12 protein-coding genes are annotated in these 17,187 nt (G+C 61.5%); 5 read left to right on the top strand and 7 right to left on the bottom strand.

Features of this window, described 5'->3' with window-relative positions; translation table 11 throughout:
* Positions 1 to 9: 9 nt before the first annotated feature.
* From BUS06_RS20250 to BUS06_RS20275, 6 genes are all read right to left on the bottom strand, one after another.
* Complete coding sequence (locus BUS06_RS20250; RefSeq protein ID WP_074266243.1) at positions 10 to 1,077, bottom strand: 2-aminoethylphosphonate aminotransferase; 1,068 nt, start codon at positions 1,075 to 1,077, stop codon at positions 10 to 12.
* Positions 1,077 to 2,252, bottom strand: a complete 1,176-nt coding sequence (gene aepY / locus BUS06_RS20255) for a phosphonopyruvate decarboxylase (protein WP_074266244.1) — start codon at positions 2,250 to 2,252, stop codon at positions 1,077 to 1,079. The genes BUS06_RS20250 and aepY overlap by 1 nt, the downstream gene beginning before the upstream one ends.
* Positions 2,249 to 3,955, bottom strand: a complete 1,707-nt coding sequence (aepX, locus tag BUS06_RS20260) for a phosphoenolpyruvate mutase (protein WP_074266245.1) — start codon at positions 3,953 to 3,955, stop codon at positions 2,249 to 2,251. Before aepX ends, aepY begins: the two co-directional genes overlap by 4 nt.
* 646 nt (positions 3,956 to 4,601) lie before the next feature.
* Entirely contained in the window at positions 4,602 to 5,234 is a 633-nt protein-coding gene (locus tag BUS06_RS20265) for a hypothetical protein (protein ID WP_074266246.1), read from the bottom strand.
* A gap of 141 nt (positions 5,235 to 5,375) precedes the next feature.
* On the bottom strand, positions 5,376 to 6,656 hold the full coding sequence (locus BUS06_RS20270) for an SEL1-like repeat protein (RefSeq protein WP_254368922.1): 1,281 nt from the start codon (positions 6,654 to 6,656) through the stop codon (positions 5,376 to 5,378).
* 3 nt (positions 6,657 to 6,659) lie between these two features.
* Positions 6,660 to 8,666 (bottom strand): phospholipase D-like domain-containing protein, encoded by a 2,007-nt coding sequence (locus BUS06_RS20275; RefSeq protein ID WP_074266248.1) that lies wholly within the window; start codon positions 8,664 to 8,666, stop codon positions 6,660 to 6,662.
* Between the two features lie 503 nt (positions 8,667 to 9,169).
* Here BUS06_RS20275 and BUS06_RS20280 point away from each other — a divergent pair.
* Positions 9,170 to 10,714, top strand: a complete 1,545-nt coding sequence (locus tag BUS06_RS20280; RefSeq protein WP_074269201.1) for a methyl-accepting chemotaxis protein — start codon at positions 9,170 to 9,172, stop codon at positions 10,712 to 10,714.
* Between the two features lie 421 nt (positions 10,715 to 11,135).
* Positions 11,136 to 12,932 carry a peptidoglycan D,D-transpeptidase FtsI family protein gene (locus tag BUS06_RS20285; RefSeq protein WP_074266249.1) on the top strand — a complete coding sequence of 599 codons (1,797 nt, stop codon included), beginning with the start codon at positions 11,136 to 11,138 and terminating at the stop codon, positions 12,930 to 12,932.
* A gap of 36 nt (positions 12,933 to 12,968) precedes the next feature.
* Here the strand turns inward: BUS06_RS20285 and BUS06_RS20290 are convergent, their stop codons facing one another.
* Positions 12,969 to 13,805, bottom strand: coding sequence for an AraC family transcriptional regulator (locus BUS06_RS20290; protein ID WP_074266250.1), 837 nt, complete (start codon positions 13,803 to 13,805; stop codon positions 12,969 to 12,971).
* Positions 13,806 to 14,047: 242 nt separating this feature from the next.
* On the opposite strand from BUS06_RS20290, the gene BUS06_RS20295 reads away from it, so the two are divergent.
* Genes BUS06_RS20295 through BUS06_RS20305 form a run of 3 tightly spaced genes read left to right on the top strand, consistent with a single transcriptional unit; the run spans position 14,048 to position 17,186 of the window.
* Positions 14,048 to 15,292 (top strand): ABC transporter substrate-binding protein, encoded by a 1,245-nt coding sequence (locus BUS06_RS20295; RefSeq protein ID WP_074266251.1) that lies wholly within the window; start codon positions 14,048 to 14,050, stop codon positions 15,290 to 15,292.
* A 12-nt stretch (positions 15,293 to 15,304) separates the two neighbouring features.
* On the top strand, positions 15,305 to 16,246 hold the full coding sequence (locus tag BUS06_RS20300; RefSeq protein WP_217272826.1) for a carbohydrate ABC transporter permease: 942 nt from the start codon (positions 15,305 to 15,307) through the stop codon (positions 16,244 to 16,246).
* Positions 16,239 to 17,186 carry a carbohydrate ABC transporter permease gene (locus BUS06_RS20305; protein WP_083611538.1) on the top strand — a complete coding sequence of 316 codons (948 nt, stop codon included), beginning with the start codon at positions 16,239 to 16,241 and terminating at the stop codon, positions 17,184 to 17,186. The genes BUS06_RS20300 and BUS06_RS20305 overlap by 8 nt, the downstream gene beginning before the upstream one ends.
* Position 17,187: the final 1 nt, after the last annotated feature.

The following is a 17,187-nucleotide window of genomic DNA, read 5'->3' on the forward strand; positions in this document are numbered from 1 at the left end:
GGGCTGGCTTTAACGCGTGATTTCGGTAAAGCCTTGCAGCAGACGGTCGACGTCCGCGGGATGGATGTTGCCCATCGTCGAGATGCGGAACAGTTCCGCCGAGAGGCCGCCCTGGCCTGCGTAGATCACAAAACCGCGGGCCTTCAGCGCGTCGTGCAGTTGCGGATAGCTGATGCCAGCCGGCAGCCGGTAAGCGCGCAACACCACCGACGATTGTTCCGGCGGCAGCACGCTCTCCATCCCGCGCGCAGCCAGACCTGCACGCGCCTGCTCGGCAAGCGCCGCATAGCGCGCGTGACGTGCCTTCCAGCCGCCTTCGTCCTCGAGTTCACGCAATGCTTCGACGAGTGCGTAGTAGGCGTGCACCGACGGCGTGAACGGCGTATTGCGCTGATCCTGCAGTTTGGCGAGACGCGCCAGGTCCAGGTAGTAGGTACGGCTTGCCGCGTGAACCAGGGCCTCGCGCCGCACCACGACAAACGACGCGCCTGGCACGCCATGCAGACACTTGTTGGCGGTCGCCGCGACGGCTGCGATGGTGCTGTCGGCGAAATCGATTGCCTCGGCGGCGAAACTGCTGACGCCATCCACCAGCAGACGCACGCCATGCATGCGGCACACCTCGGCCAGCGCCTGCAGATCGTTCAGACGGCCGGTGGTGGTCTCGTGATGAATCACCGCCACGTGCGTGACGCCCTCGCCCGCAGCGAGGCGTGCCGCTATCCGTTCGAGGTCGGGCGCCTGCATCCAGTCGTGCTTGAGCGCTTCGTGCGCGATACGGTACTGGCTCGCAATCTGCGTAATGCGTTCGCCGTACACGCCGTTCTCGATCACCAGCAGCTTGCCGTTCTCCGGCACCAGGCCCGCAATCATGCTTTCGACAGCAGCGGTACCCGAACCGGTCATCAGCACGGCTTGCCACTCGGCGGGGTCAAGCTGATAGATCTGCAGCAGACGCTCGCGCGCCTCTTCCTGCAGATCGAAGAACTCGCTCTCGCGATGACAGAGATCGGGCTGCAGCAGACTCTGACGGACACGCTCGGTCAGCGTCACGGGGCCGGGATTGAGCAACAACATCATTGGGCTCCTTGAGCGGTGGCGATATGGCGCATGAGACGCGTCTTCACATCCGGCGGAGTGATGGTGGGACGCGGCAGGCCGTCCGGCGTGCCGCGACGGATCGCAAGGCGCACGAAACGCGGACCCTGCAGCGGCGGCGCGGCGAGTACTTCGTCGAGCACGGCCAGATCGTCGCTTTCGACCGCCGAGGCATAACCGCACGCAGCCGCGACGCCCGCAAACGACACCTGCGCAGACACCGTTGCCTGACCGCCGGTCGAATCGTGCGCGCCGTTGTCGAGCAGGACGTGTGTCAGATTGGAGGGACCGTATGCACCCAAGGTGGCGAACACGCCCATACGCATCAGCGCGGCGCCGTCGCCGTCGACTGCGACCACGTGCAGGTCGGGACGCGTCAGCGCCAGACCGAGCGCGAACGGCGTCAGGCAGCCCATCGAGCCGACCATGTACAGCTGGTTCGGCCGGTCGTCGAGCGCATACAGTTCGCGCCCGCAAAAACCCGTGGATGCCAGCACCACCGTCGATTCAGCCGGCGTGTGCGCGATCACGCGCTGCAACGCGGCCTGGCGCGTCGGCAGCGCATCCGCCGCCGCGCCGCGCCACTGCGCTTGTGCCGCGGACGGCGTGCGCCGCGCCGCGCCGTCACCCTGCTTCAACTCATACGGCGCTACGCTGCCCTTCTGCATGACGAGCGCATACGGACGACCGGTCTCGTCCATGTGAGCAATCGCGCGATCGAGCGCCGGGCCGATGGCGTCGGCTTCGGTCGGGAACGTTTCCCACGGAATTTCCATGGTATCGAGCATGGCCGGCGTGACCGGTCCCATCAGCGCATGCTGCGGCTCGTCGGACACGCCGGGCTGGCCACGCCACGTGACGATCAGCAGTTGCGGCAGACGGAACGTCCAGGTCAGCGACGTCAGCGGGCTCACCGCATTGCCGAGCCCGGAGTTCTGCATCATCGTGACGCCGCGCCGGCCGTTCTGCGCGCCGAGCGTGACGCCGGCGATCAGCGCGACCGCGTCGCCTTCATTGGCCGCCGAGACGTAATGCAGCGACGGGTCCTGCAGCACATAGTTGATAAACGGCGTCAGATACGAACACGGCACACCGGCATACCAGTCGAAGCCACGCTCGCGCGCCGCCTCGACAAACTTTGCAGCCTCGATCATTGCGCCTCTCCGCTGGCGGCGCCAGAGGCAAGCGGCGTTTGCGAGTGCGCGAAATCGCCGGCACGACGGAAGTCTTCCAGATCGTTGACGCCGCGCCAGTGACCGTGCACGTACTGCACTTCGATCGCTTCACCGGCTTCGATCAGCGCGTTGAGCAGCGCGGGCATATCGAGCTTGTCGAAATCCGGACGCGCGCGCAACGTGGTGAGCACGGCGTGCAGACGCTCGCGTCCTTCGCCGCGCACGTTCAAGAGACCAACCCAGCGGCCGTCCGGCTGCTTGACGTCACCCGAAGTCGCGTTGCCCTGCAGTTCGCTCGAGACGCGCTTGAGCAGCACCTTGTTGCCGAACAGACCGCGATCGTCCGACGCCGAGCACCATGCGAAGTCGCGCACGCTGCTGTTGACCGGCTCGGTCAGTGACGAATCCACCACGACGCTAAACGGCGCTTCGCTTTCGACCAGGTCGCGCACGATATAGCTGCGGAATAACAGATCGCCGTACGAGATGACCGTATCCGACTTGAGCGCATCGACAGCGCAGGCGAGCGAGGCCAGTTCGCCGGTCTCCGCGTGGCGTTCGTTGACGACCAGCTTGATGCCGGCGGTTTCGATGGCATCGGCGCGATAGCCGCCGACCACGGTGATGTCGTTGACGCCCTGCTTCTTGAACGCATCGACGAGCCAGCGCAACAGCGGCTTGCCGGCGATCGGCAACATGACCTTGGGACGATCCGCGGTCACGGCTTCAAGACCGGCGCCACGGCTGGCGGCCAGCACGACGGCCGAAGCCGACGCGCGCGAAGCCGACAGATAGCGGTTTTCGGCTTCCGAGTATTCATCGGCGTCCTGCAGACGGAAGATTTCGTTGACGGAGGCGATGCGGTCCTCGACATCGACGAGCGTTTCGCTGGCGTGGATTTCTTTGGCAACCGCTTGCATAGCCGAGGTCGACGCGCGAATCAGATGGTTCGCCCAGATGACGGTGCTGATGCCCGCTTCGCGGAACACTTCAGTCGGCGTGCTGTAGTACTTGGTCGGCACGATGACGAGCGGACCACGGCCGGCCCATTCGCGGGCGAACTCGAGGATTTCGTCGGGACGCGACAGCTTGCTGTGAATCAGGATCGCGTCGGCGCCGGCCAGACGATAGGCCTCGGCGCGGCGCAGCGCTTCGTCCATGCCCCAGCCGGCGATGAGTGCTTCGACGCGCGCGACGATCGAGAAGTCCTCATCGGTCTGCGAGTCTTTACCGGCCTTGATCTTGCCGCAGAACTCGTCCATTTCGGCGAGCGGCTGACGCTCGCCGTTGATGAAGCTATTGGTCTTGGGGAACTGCTTGTCTTCGATACAGACGCCGGCGATGCCACGTTGTTCGAGTTTGCGCACGAGGCGGCGGACGTTATTGAAGTTACCGTAGCCGGTATCGCCATCGAGGAGGATGGGGAGATCGCTGGCATCGGCCATGAATTCGAGGTTATCGACGACCTGGGTCCAGCTGGCTTCGTTGTTGTCGCGCACGCCGAACTGGGCGGAGATGGCTAGACCGGAGGCCCAGATGGCCTTGAAGCCGGCTTCCCGGACGATACGTGCGGAGAGGCCGTTATGGGCCTCCATCATGAATTCGAGCTGGGTGCTGGTGAGCATCTGGCGCAGACGGGAGCTGCGCGAGGCGGCGACGAAAGCGGGTTCGCGGGCGTTCATGGTTTGGGTGTGCTCCTGCGGTGTCTGTTTGCTGTTTTTTGCCTGCCGCGGGGTTGGATGTGCTTTGCTCGCGGCGCGGGTTTGGGTTTCATTGCCAATGGCGGCGGGTGATGTTCGCGGGTTTCATTGCGGTGTCACCGTGGTCTGGGCCAGTCTGGCGTCTGAAAAAAAGTGACTATAACGGATAAGGATTGTTTTCGCTTTTGCGGATGCCATTGCGGTTGCCATATATGGCGATTTTTGTGGAAATGTGGTGTTTTTTGCTGTTTTCAGTATTTAGGGTTCTTTTTCTCATACTGAGGGTTTTGATTTTTTTGTTTATCTGGAATTGCGGTTTTTTATTTTCGCTTTCGCGGGTCGCTTGTTATTAGGGTGTTGGCCTTTCCTTGCATTTTTATCGGTCTATTAGCGATGCCCCTGCCCGGGGCGGCACTTACTTTCGCGCGTCCGACGTCGTTGTGTGGACAGATTCATTTTCAATCCGGAAGAGACAGCGAATGCTAGCCATCCTGCCCTGAAATGGCGGGCGACATGTGACAAGACGTCAGTCTGCAAGGATGCGATGGTCGTGCAAGCGGTGCTGCGCGTCGAGCCCGCGAAATGCGGCACTGACCTACGGATAATTCGGCTTCGTTGCCAATCTACCCTAGTGCGTGAGATCCGGATTCTGTTCAGTCGCACACGCGCGCAATGACGCCGCGATGGCAGGCTTTTTTATTTTGTCAAAGACATCCGCCAACTGCGCCTGTGCAACCGGATCGCCTTCGCGTGCAGCGCGCCAGCGCAACGATTCGATCGTATCGAGCGTGCCGTCGCTGGGCGCGTCGCCATCGTAGCCCGAACGCGCCTCGAGTACGTCTGCGAGCTTGTTGTATCCGGCCGGGACATGATGCACAAGCAGCCAGGCGACAATCGGTACCGCGCCTTCCCAGTACTCGTCCTCAAGACTACTGTTGACGAGCCGAGCTGCAGCGCGCCAATAACCAAGAGATGCCGCTTTCGCATATCCCCTGTCCGCTTCGGGCCCGCGCGTCATAGAAGCCTGGTTGAATGCGGAAAGCGCAGCGGGAGACGGAGGGGGAAGTTCCAGCTTTGTACAACTGAATTTGGTCGGTGCATTTTCCGGCAGATTCGCCCAGCGCTCCTGCTCCTTTAACACGCGGTCGAGCGTAGATGCGACATCGCTATCCTTTAATGTTTTAAAGACCCAGTCGGTTCGGGCATGCTGGTTCTGCCACCAGTCGTCGTCCGCGCTGGCGTTCTGGGCAAAGACAACCATTGGAATCACTGCGATACAGCAGATCAGGCGCTTAAATCGTGATCTGCCAATAGGTATATATCTGAACATAACGTGGTCTAAGTATTGATTGCGTCAGGAATCGAGGGCGGAAGTAGGCTTATATTCGTGTCGATTTATCCCCTATGCATGATCGAGGTAAGCCTTGAGGCTCCATTCCTCGTTGGTGCGGTATACGCGCATGCCGAGCAGCCAGTCCAGGCCAGGAATGGGACGGGGATCCTTCAGGGCGAGTGGCGGCATCGTCTCGCCTTTCCTGAAACGGCGGGTCGCGTCGTAGCTGACCGAAGCGAATCCCCGGACACACCACACGCCGTCCTGCGGGCAGACTTCACCGGGGCGAACGAGCGTGCCCAGCGGTACGCGGCTCTCCAGTTCCTTTTCATGCGCGGTCCTGACCCGAAGGCCTGTCGCCGGGTCGAGGTTCTTCTCGCGGGCCAGCCGTTCAACCAGCGCATCGGACGGCTTCGGCGGCGGCACGGCTGCGGCCTGTTCCTTCTCCCACTGGAACGTGCCGTCCCACGGCGGTAGTTTCGCGGGCGGCAGTGGCACGATCTGGTCGACGTCGGGGACTTTCGGGTTCAGACCTTCGTTCCTGTCGAGGAATTTGCCGATCGCTTTGTAGCGGCGCGAGCGTTCGGGATCGTTCGGAACAGCTAGGTAATACAGCACCCGGTTTTCTGGAGTTACCGCAAAGCCATTTTCAAGAGCCCAAGCAGCCAGGCGATTTCCCGCCATGACGCCCTGCTGGAAAGCCCTGAGTGCTTCAGCGTAGACCTCGTCGTCGGCGCGACCAATCGCCAGAGAGGTCGCGGCCTTGCCATGTCCCTGGTCTGCTGAGCACCGGTACATCTGCAGCGCAACCTCAGGTGCGGCGTCAACCGGGAACAGTTTCTCCGCGAGGTAATACTGCGCATCCGGACTGCCCAGGTCCGCTGCCTTGCGGAAATAGCGCAACGCGGTCTCGCTGTTCTGCTTCAGCCCGTAGCCGAGTTCGAGGTAATGCGCGATGTCGTAGTAGCCGGCCGGCACACCCTGTTTGACCAGTTGCGCTGCCAGGTCGATCGTCTCTTTCGGTGCATCCGGAGAATCGGCCAGCCCCGTCGACACCAGCGCCTGAAGGTTGGTATTGGCCTTGTAGTGATCGTGAGCCGCCGCGATCCGGTAATACCGCGCGATATCGTCGAAGTCCTTCGGGCCGTCCTGCTTCTGCAGCCAGCGGCCGTATCTGAACAACTGGTCCGCATCGGGATCGAGCGGCGGCAGATGGTCGTCCTCGTGTACGCAGGTAAAGGCGAGATTCGCGCGCACGGCGCTCAGGTCAGGTAGTGAAGCCAATGGGTTCTCCTTTGTACAGGCGCAGGCAAGACTCGCCACCAGGGCGATGAGAATGCCTCGTCTCATGAGTCAATCCTCGTAAGTGCGTGTGGGCGAGGTCCGCAGGAAGCCTACGAGGGACGCGATCGGAGCCCGCTTTGCGCTCTGTCTTTTGGTGTTCTTGGAAATGATGTAACTCCACTGCAAGTACGCCTCCGACACATCATCCTGAGCCCCCAGATTGTTCGTATGCAGCGCCCACATCTGTTTGCGCAGCGCGGACGTCAGGCCGCCATGCTCATGGCAGATATTCAGTTCGCTATCCACCTCCATGCTGCGCCGGTTGACATTGGCCGAGCCGTGCGTCGTAAACACGTCGTCGACGATCATCAGCTTCTGGTGGACATAGACGTAATCCCACGCCTTGCCTGCAGGCGTGTCCGGTGCGACCAGGGTGCAGACCAGCACCTTCATCCCCGGCATATCCTGCGGCGGCACCAGTTCTCCCTCCTTCGTCATGCCGTCCGGGCTCACGCTCGCCACCCGCCGTTTCTCCTGCCTCGTCTGCTCCAGCTGCTGCCCGATTTCTGCCTGCCGGGTCTGTGCGCCCTGCAGGTAATTCGCGAGCCCCTGCATCTGCGAGAAACCCGCGCCCTGCATCATCGCGCGCTGGCTGGCCGCCTGTCCGTCAGCAAGCTGCTTCTCCAGCGTCTGCTCCTGCTGCGTAAGCTGGTCGTTCTTCTCCAGTGTCTCGACCCCGGGCATCCGGTCGCCATATCCGAGCGCCGCGAGCATCTGGTAGCTGCTCACTGTCCCGCGGCCGATGCCGTCGTCGTTCGAGTTCGTGACCACGAACAGATACACCTCACCATGCTTCGCCGGGTTGCGCCCCCCCTTGATCTGCGCGTTGACGTTCTCCCGCAGCCTGTCGGCCACCGGCATGTAACGGAAATACTGGTTTTCGATGTACACGAATCTCGTCGTGTTGTTCACCGCCTGAAGGTACAGCGAAGCGATGTCCTTCGTGCCGTCCTTGCCGTGCTGCGACTGCGTGCGAAGGATCTGCGCCATCACCGGCGTACCGTGATCCGGGCGCAGCTTCAGCCGGCAAGCCAGCGCCGCCCGCGCCTGGGTCAGGTTCTGCCCGGTCGCGTCGTCCCACGCCTGGCAGAAATTCTCGTTCAGGTACTCGAGGACCGGACCCGTCACCTTCGCGGACATGTCCTGCCGCGGATGCAGGCCGTTGCGCCCCATTCGCGGCGCCTGCCGCAGCCAGGTGTGATCGTCCCGGTCCCAGTATTCATCCAGCGTGTTGTGCCCCATCACGAACCCGATGGCCCGCTCGGGAAGCTCGTAGTCGACAAGCACCATCTTCTGGTGATGCGAGGGCTCCGCCGTCATCGCCGCGGTGTTCCGCTCTCTCAGCGTGGGGTCGCCCGCCGGGCCGCTCATCCACGTGCGCCAGGCGATTTCGGCCCGCTCCCTCAGATCGAAATCGCGCGTGGCGAATTCAATGTTTGTCAGCGGCTTTGGCGCGCCCGGCAATGCGTTCAATGCCGTGGTCACCACCGATTTCGCTGCGGGGAACGGATTGACCCTCGTCCCGGCCGACATCCGCGTGACATTGTTCCGGTTGGCCCGCCAGTACCAGAGCTGGTCGAATTCCCGCTGGGCGCGGGTGCGCCCGTCCTGTGCAGCCCCCGCCAGCCCGACTGGCCCGTGGTTGCCTGGCATCATGTCTTCCGAGAAGGACGCCACGTGCAGTGAGTCGCTCCAGACCAGCAGCCGGATCCTGATGTGAGGTTTCTCGAGGCCCTTGTATTCGAGCAGTTCACCGATCGATGGCGAACCCGCCGCGTCGCTGCCCCGTCTGAAATACATCGACGGCTGGAAACCCCAGCACAGGATATCGATGCTGTGCTCCGCGTTCCGTATGGCGTCGAACACCGCCGCAAAGGCCGTCTCGCCATTCACGAGCGGCAGGTAGGTGGCCAGCGCGGGGTTGTATTCGGTGCGCTGCACGAACCATGGGGACGTGAGCGTTGCGCTTCGCGTGCAGGAGAGCGCGAGCGGCGTGGTAGCGCTCTGCTGTTTCATGGTCAGGCGTCCGTATCAGGGTTGAGCAGCGTGTTGCGCCTGATTCAGCAGGACTGCAAAGATCAGGAGGCCGCGATGCGGAGCTTGTTTAGCTCCTGAAGGTTTTTACCCCGCATGCCATCCCAATTCGTGCGGAAAAGTCTGCAAACTGGTCGTTGAAAGTCGAGGCGCCATTCGGCAGGCTTCGCTCTTGTCCAGAGACACCCAGAAAAGCCGTGCCCACTTCCATCTCGCGTACAAACTCTCCTGGTGCAATGGGGCTTAAGTTGGGAGCACTGCCCCGCAAAGGGGCATCGCTAATAGACCGATAAGGACGCAAGGAAAGGCCAAAACCCCAATAAAACAAATAAACCCATTAATCAGACAAAAACAAAAAACAAAAAACAAAAACCCAGGGTTCCCCCCTACTTCACCAAAAACCCGGCGAAGCCGTTAAACACCATAACCCCAAGCCCGCCGCGGGCGAAAAAACACCCTCACCTGGAACTCGCAAAATGCCCTCCATGACCTTGAACAAAAAACTCGGGTCGATGATCCTCATCTTATGGATCGGCCTGATTCTGATCGGTGGCTTTGGCGCGTACCAAAACCGCGCCTCCATGATCTCCGAGCGCCGCGATCAACTCATGGCCGTCGCCCAGCAATCCGTCAGCATCATTAACCACTACTACACACTGTCCCAGCAACACGCCCTCAGCGAGCCCGACGCCCAGAAACAGGCCCTCGCCGTCCTCGCCTCCGTGCGCTACGGCAAAGACGGCTACGTCTCCGTCAACAACTCGCAGCCGGTCGTGCTGATGCACCCCATCAAGCCCGAACTCAACGGCAAGGACATGTCCCAGTTCACCGACCCAGCCGGCAATCATCTGTACGTCAACATCGTCAACGCGGGTAACAGCGACGTCAACGGCGGCTTCGTCTCGTATCTGTGGAGCAAACCCGGCCATGATCAGCCCGTCCCCAAAACCAGCGTCTCACTGCGCTTCGCCCCCTGGGACTGGTACGTCGTAACCGGTATGTACATGGACGACGTTCAGCAAGCCTTCTACGCCAGTCTCATCGTCTGGCTCGCCATCACCACGGTCCTCGGCGGCATCGCCACGTTCGTCATGATGCTGGTGCTGCGCAGCGTACGTCACGCTCTCGGTGGCGAGCTCGAAATCGCCGTCGTCGCCGCACAGCGTATGGCAAGCGGCAATCTCGCCGTCAACGTGCCGGTCCAGTATCGCGACACCGGTAGCCTGTTGCACGCCCTGCACACCATGCAGGCCGGCCTCGTCGAAACCGTGTCGCGCGTGCGCACCGGGACGGAAAACATCAACGTCGGCGCCTCTGAAATCGCCGCCGGCAATACCGATCTCTCGCAACGCACCGAGCAACAGGCCGCTGCGCTCGTCCAGACCGCCTCCAGCATGGATCAGATGACGGTCAACGTGAAGCAGAACGCCGAGAGCGCCACCCAGGCCGCGCAACTCGCCGGCCAGGCAGCGGACGTCGCCACGCGCGGCAGCCGCGTCGTCGACGACGTGGTTCGCACCATGGGCGAAATCACCCATAGCTCGCGTCAGATCGGTGACATCATCGGCGTGATCGATGGGATCGCGTTCCAGACCAACATCCTCGCCCTCAATGCAGCCGTCGAAGCGGCCCGCGCTGGCGAACAGGGCCGCGGCTTCGCCGTCGTCGCCTCGGAAGTGCGCAGCCTCGCACAACGCTCGGCCACCGCCGCCAAGGAAATCAAGGCGCTGATCGAAACCTCCACGAATACTGTCGAGGCCGGTGCATCGCTAGTCGCCAACGCCGGTTCGACGATGGGCGAGATCGTGCAGTCAGTACGCCGCGTCAACGAAATTCTCGAGGAAATCAGCCACGCCTCGCGTGAGCAAAGCGCCGGCATCGAACAGGTCAATCGCGCGGTCGGTGAGATGGATCAGGTCACGCAGCAGAACGCGGCATTGGTCGAGCAGGCTGCCGCCGCCGCGCACTCGCTCAAGGATCAGGTCGGCTCGCTGCGCGAAGCAATCTCGAGTTTTGCGCTGCCGGCCTGAGGGCGAGCGGCTATAGCTATACGTTAACTGTTTCTGCCGGGCGCCTTTAACACGCGCTCGATGCCTGAAAAGAAGGCGCCCGCAAAACGCCTATTGGGATGCGTTTGGTGGCCGGGCGCCTCTCAACACGCCGCGTCGGAGAGACGCATTGTTTGAACGAACCAGTCTCGCGGATTTTTCAGGCTGCGTGGCTGGTTTTTGACCCGCCGCCTTCCTTATCTTCGTGTTTCCCTACGCGCACCGATCTACGGAAGCGCAACTTCTCTCCCGTTTGCAACCCGCTTAAGCAAAGCCCGACGTCCTTGACGCGACGTGCTTCCTCGCCGTCGCTATGGGCTCGCATAGGCCTCGCATTAATATTACGTTTTAATTACAATCACGGCGTTGCCGCCACCTGCGTTCGCTGCTCGCATCCGCACTCATGTTCCAGAAGCCCAGATCGCAGCCACCTCGGACTTACGCATCAGCCGCGAGACACCCCATGCTCGCGTCGCGCCTGCCGACATGGCGTTCGAAATTCATCATCGTGCTGATGTTCGCGGCATTCGGCGGCCTCGCCGCACGCGCTTTCTGGGTCCAGGTGGTCAATCAGAACTTTTATGCCGGCCAGGGACAAAAGCGCTATCAACGCGTCATCGAACTGGACGCCACACGCGGACGGATTGTCGATCGCAACGGTTCAATGCTCGCGGTCAGTCTCGCGACCTATGAGGTCTGGGCAACGCCCAGGCTGCTCGATGAGACATGCTTTTTGCCGCTCGCCAGGCTGCTCAAGGTGCCGCTCGTGGAACTACGCAGCCGTGTAGCGGGTGACAAAACATTCGTACTGCTCAAGCGCCAGGTGGACGCAGACACAGCCAGCGCGATCGACAAGCTGCAACTCGCCGGCATCACGCAGATCGCCGATTCGAAGCGCTTCTATCCGGAAGGTGAATCGGCGGCGCATGTGGTCGGCTTCACGGATATCGAGGACAAAGGCCAGGAAGGCGTCGAACTCGCCGCCAACCTGCAGTTAAGCGGCGCGGCGGGTCAGCGCGAGGTGATCCGCGACCGGCTCGGCCGGGTGGTGTCGGACACGCGTCCACTCGTACCGGCGCACAACGGCGCGACGATCCGCCTGACCATCGACCGCCGCATCCAGCAACTCGCCTATGCGCAACTGAAGGCGGCGATTGCGAAGCACAGTGCGGAAGCTGGCAGCGTCGTGGTGCTCGACGCGCGCAACGGCGAGATCCTCGCACTCGCGAACTATCCGAGCTTCGATCCGAACGACCGCACGCGGCTGAGCGGCCGCCAACTGCGCAATCGGGCCGTCGTCGATACGTTCGAGCCGGGGTCGACGATCAAGCCGCTGGTCGTCGCGCTATCCATGGACAAGGGTATGGTCGGGCCGCAAAGCCTGATCGATACAACGCCGGGGTGGTACCGGATTGGACCAGCCGTGATTCACGACACCTCGAATCACGGCGTGATGACCGTGGCCGAAGCGGTGCAGAAGTCGAGCAACATCGCACTCGCCAAACTCGCGCTCAATCTGCCGGCCGAGACGATCTGGAACAAGTACCAGGAGTATGGCCTCGGGCGCCGGCCGGAACTAACCTTCCCCGGCGCTGCCGCGGGCAAGGTGCGCCCGCACAGACGCTGGCGGCCCATCGAGCAGGCCACGATGGCTTATGGCTACGGGCTGTCGGCGTCGCTGCTGCAACTCGCGCAGATGTACACCGCCTATGCGGGCGACGGCACGCTGCATCCGGTGCGTTTGCTGCTGGAGGATACGGTCGAACGGCAACCCGGTGGGCAAATGAATGAACAACAGGATGGTGACGGCCTCGCTCCTGCTGCAGACAGCGGCGACTCGCCGCTCACCGCCGGCTTTAGCCACGCAGTGACGACGCCCGCCACCGCACATGCCATCCGCGAGATGCTCGAAATGGCGACCGGACCGGGTGGCACCGGACGCGCCGCGGCAGTCGACGGCTACCGGGTCGGTGGCAAGACCGGGACGGCGCGCAAGCAGATCGGCGTGTCGTATGCGAAGAATCGCTATCGTGCGTTGTTCGTCGGCATGGCGCCGATGAGCGACCCGCGCCTGATCGTCGCCGTCATGATCGACGATCCGGCTGGCAAGGCTTTCTACGGAGGCACGGTTGCCGGTCCTGTGTTCGGCGCGGTGACCGGTGGGGCGTTGCAGTTGCTAGGTGTGCCGCCAGATGCGTGAGGCGGAGGCGGTAACAGCGCCGCCGCATGCGCGTCCTCAGGCCGTATTCACATGCACCCGCACATGCAGGCGCCGGAACGCGTTCGGCGTCATCCCTCTGCTTCTCTTGAACAGCCGCCTGAAATATCCGCTGTCCTCGAACCCACACGCATAAGCGACCTGCGCGATCGTCAAGCGGTCTTCCGCAAGCAGGATGGCCGCGTGCAGCATGCGCTGTTCGTGTACCGCGTCCGTCAACGTGCGCCCATAGGTGGCGCGATACACGCGCCCCAGGTAGTCCGCATTGCAGTCAAGATGCGCGGCAATCGCCGAGGCGTTGATCGCTTCATGAAAATGCGTGCGAATCCATTGATCGGCGCTTGCCGCGAGTTGCTGGGGCGCCCCGTCGGCCGCCGTCGCCGCGACCCGCGAGCGCTTGAGTTCCCATAGCATCAGCAGGATCGTCAGGCTGTCCGGCAACGGTTGCACGCCGTAGATCTGCTGATCGTTCAACAGGCGCTGGAACATGCCAGATAAATGATCGGGCCGCTCGACCCTGGCGTGTTGAGGAATCTCCAGCAACACTTCCAACGCCGACCCGCTGTGCGGCGCGTCTGGCAACGTGAAATGCACCCAATAGAACCTGAGATCCGGTGCAAACGGCGACGTCCCGCCATGCAACCGCCCAGGCCAAAGCAGCAGTGTCTCCCCTGCGTTCACCTCGAATAGCTGTCCGCCTTCGTGAAGATTCAGGCAACCCTGCCGCACATAGATCAGCTCGTACGACTGGATCGTTCGCGATGGATGCACGCCCACTCCGCGCGACACAAACAGCCCGCCATTGCTTGCTTCGAGACCCAGTGGAAATGCCAGATGGAGCGCGGGATCGGTCATTACGCAAAAAGTCGGAATTAGCGCGTTTTACTGCGGTTTCTTCATCTTGCGAGGGCAGGTCGGGCGTGTCAAGCTTTCCAGACTTGGCGTTCGTGGGAAGTCGGAAAGATTCGGTACGACCCGCCAAGGTCGAAAAAATCACATTTCTCAGAAGCAACCGATGCGTGTACCCGGCTGGCACAGCGAGCCCGACGGTCCGGAAAGCGTCGCGGGACGTGCATCGGCAATAGGAGGAGACACCTATGATTCGTTGCAACCGATGGCTTCGTCTATGGGCATGCGCGACAGTGCTCGCCGCCACTCACGCCCAGGCTGACGATGGTCTTTCTTTCTGGGTGCGCGCGTCGGACTCGGGTTTTGTGACTCCGGTCGTTACCGCATGGAACGCGAGCCATCCCACCAAGGTCAACCTGACCATCATTCCGAATGACGACTTCGTGACAAAGTTCGGCACGGCGTCGGCTGGCGGCGCTGCGCCCGACGTGATTGCAATCGATCTGATCTACACGCCCGAGTTCGCGCACGACGGGCAGTTGACCGACATCACGGATGAAGCCAAAAAGCTGCCCTTCTATCAGAGCCTGAGTCCATCGCATATGCGGCTCGGGACCTATCAGGGCAAGCAATACGCGCTGCCCTTTAGCGCTGAAAGTTCGATGCTGTTGTACAACAAGACATTGTTCAAACGCGCCGGATTGAATCCCGACCAGCCGCCCAAAACCTGGGCCGAACTCGAAGCCGATGCGAAAAAGATCACCGCGCTCGGTGGCGGGGTTAAAGGTTTCTATTTCTCGGGCGCCTGCGGCAGCTGCAACATCTTTACGTTGACGCCTTATGTGTGGGCCTCGGGCGGTGACGTGCTGTCGGCCGACGGCAAGACCGCGACGCTGAAGAATCCAGCGCTCGAAGGCACGCTCGCCATGTACCGTCGTATGTGGGAAGCGGGTGAGATGCCCGCAAGTGCCAAGACCGACAGCGGCGTCAACTTCATCAACGCGTTCGAGACCGGAAAAATCGGCATGGTCGGGTCCGGCGCGTTTTCAATCGGCGTCCTGAAGAAAAGCCATCCAGAGATAGATTTCGGACTCTCGTATCTGCCGGGTCAGAACAGTGGCTGGGCGAGCTTCGCCGGTGGCGATGTGATCGCGATCCCAGCCGGTTCACAGCACAAGAAAGACGCGATGGAGTTCATCAAGTGGTGTCTTGGCGAACAGGTCCAGGTCGATCAGTTTGCGAAAAACGGCAGCATCCCCGTGCGGGTCGACCTCGCGAGCAACGCGTATAGCAAGCTCGACGGCCGTTATTTGACCGCCGCAACGGCTATGAGTCAGGGCAAAACGCCCTATAGCATCAAGTTCAACCAGTTGATCAACGATCCAAACGGACCCTGGGCCGCCATGATCCAGGAAGCTGTCTTCGGCAAAGGCGTGGATGTTGCCGTTTCAAATGCGCAAGACCGCTTCACCCAGATCCTGAACACACCATAGGATTTAACGACCATGGATGTCCTTGGCGATCCGGCAACAGGCGGTGCGGGCCTCGCACCGCAGATGGGTCGAAAGAAGCCGCGTAAAGGGTTAGGCCGGCAGGGCGCAGGATACTGGTTTGTGCTGCCCTGCCTCGCTTTCACGGCGGTATTTTTTCTGCTGCCGCTGGCGATGACGATCGGCATGTCGTTCTATCAGTGGCCGCTGATGGGCGTGCCGTCGTTCAACGGGTTGAGAAATTACCTCGACCTGATGCACGACGAATCGTTCTCGGGCGCGCTCTGGTTTACGACCAAATACACCTTGTTCGTCACGCCGGCGATCTTTGTCGTCGCTTTCGCGCTTGCGTTGCTCGTGAAGCGCGCGATCCGGTTCGTGGGCATCTTCAGGACTGCCTTCTTCCTGCCGGTCGTGATCGGGCTGACCGCAGCGAGTCTGCTCTGGGTCTGGCTGTTCAACGACCAGGTGGGCATCTTCAGCGCGATCCTGATGCAACTGGGTATCGTCAGCGAGCCGGTTCAGTGGCTAGGCGATACCAACTCCGCGCTGGCGTCGTTGATCGTGATGGTGGTGTGGAAGGCGTGTGGATTCACGATGGTGATCATGCTCGTCGGCATGCAGGCGATTCCATACGATCTGTATGAAGCAGCCCGCATCGACGGCGCGGGATGGTGGGCGCAGCAGCGCTTTATCACCGTGCCCATGATGCGGCGCACCTTCGCGCTCGCACTGATCATGGCGGTGATCGGCTCCTACCTGGCATTCGAGCAGTTCTATGTGATGACCAAGGGTGGGCCGATGAACACCACCATCACGGTGGTCCACTGGATCTATCGTGCGTCGTTCACCTACTTCAAGCTCGGCTACGGCGCGGCGATGTCCGTGGTGCTGCTGATCGTGCTGCTCATGCTAAGCGTGATCCAGATAATTCTTCTGCGAGACGACGATGAGTAACCGATTGCGTTCCGCCGACACCGGTTTCGCGCATGCGACGCCAAAGCCGAGTCCCGTCACGTCCAATGTGGATGCGCTCCATTATTCAAGTCGCGTGACAAAGCTGAAGGCTAGGCTGTCGATCGCGCTTTACTACCTGATCTGCAGCGTGCTCACGCTGGCGTTTCTGTTTCCGATCGGCTGGTCCGCATTTACCTCGTTCTATTCGCCGGCCGACGCGAGCGCTTCGCCACCCAGATGGATTCCATCCCATCTATCGTTCGAGAACTATCAGAACCTCGCGAGCTATGGCGCAGGCATCTGGCGATATCTCGGCAACAGTACGTCGGTTGCGATGCTGACGGTCGTGATGACGCTCGTGTTGTCCACCCTCGGCGGCTACGGATTCTCGCGATTCCGTTTTCCGGGGCGCAACCTGATCTTCGTCGTGATCCTCGCGACGCTGATGATTCCGTTCCAGTCGATCCTCAATCCGCTATTCGTCCTGCTGCGCTGGATGCATCTGCAGGGCACGCTGTTCGGCCTCGCGCTCGTCTACACGACGTTCCAGTTGCCGTTTGCAGTGTTCATGATGCGCAACTCGTTCGACGCCGTGCCCCGCGAGATCGAGGATGCCTCGCTGATCGACGGCTGCAGTTCGTTGCAGTCGCTGCGCATGATCATGGTGCCGCTGGTGTTGCCAGGGATCGTCACAGCGGGTCTGTTCGCGTTCTTCGGTTCGTGGAATGAACTGCTAGCCGCGCTGATCCTGATCGGCGACGCAAAAAACTACACGTTGCCGGTCATGCTCCTGAATGCGCAAAGCGGTCAGCTTGGCGCCGTCGACTGGGGGCTGATGCAAGCCGGCATCACGATTTCCATCCTGCCGTGCGCGATCCTCTTCCTGCTCCTGCAGCGCTTTTATATCAACGGTCTGATCGCTGGTGCGGTCAAGGCATAAC

The organism is Paraburkholderia phenazinium (assembly GCF_900141745.1).
In the GTDB taxonomy this organism is placed as follows: Bacteria; Pseudomonadota; Gammaproteobacteria; order Burkholderiales; family Burkholderiaceae; genus Paraburkholderia; species Paraburkholderia phenazinium_B.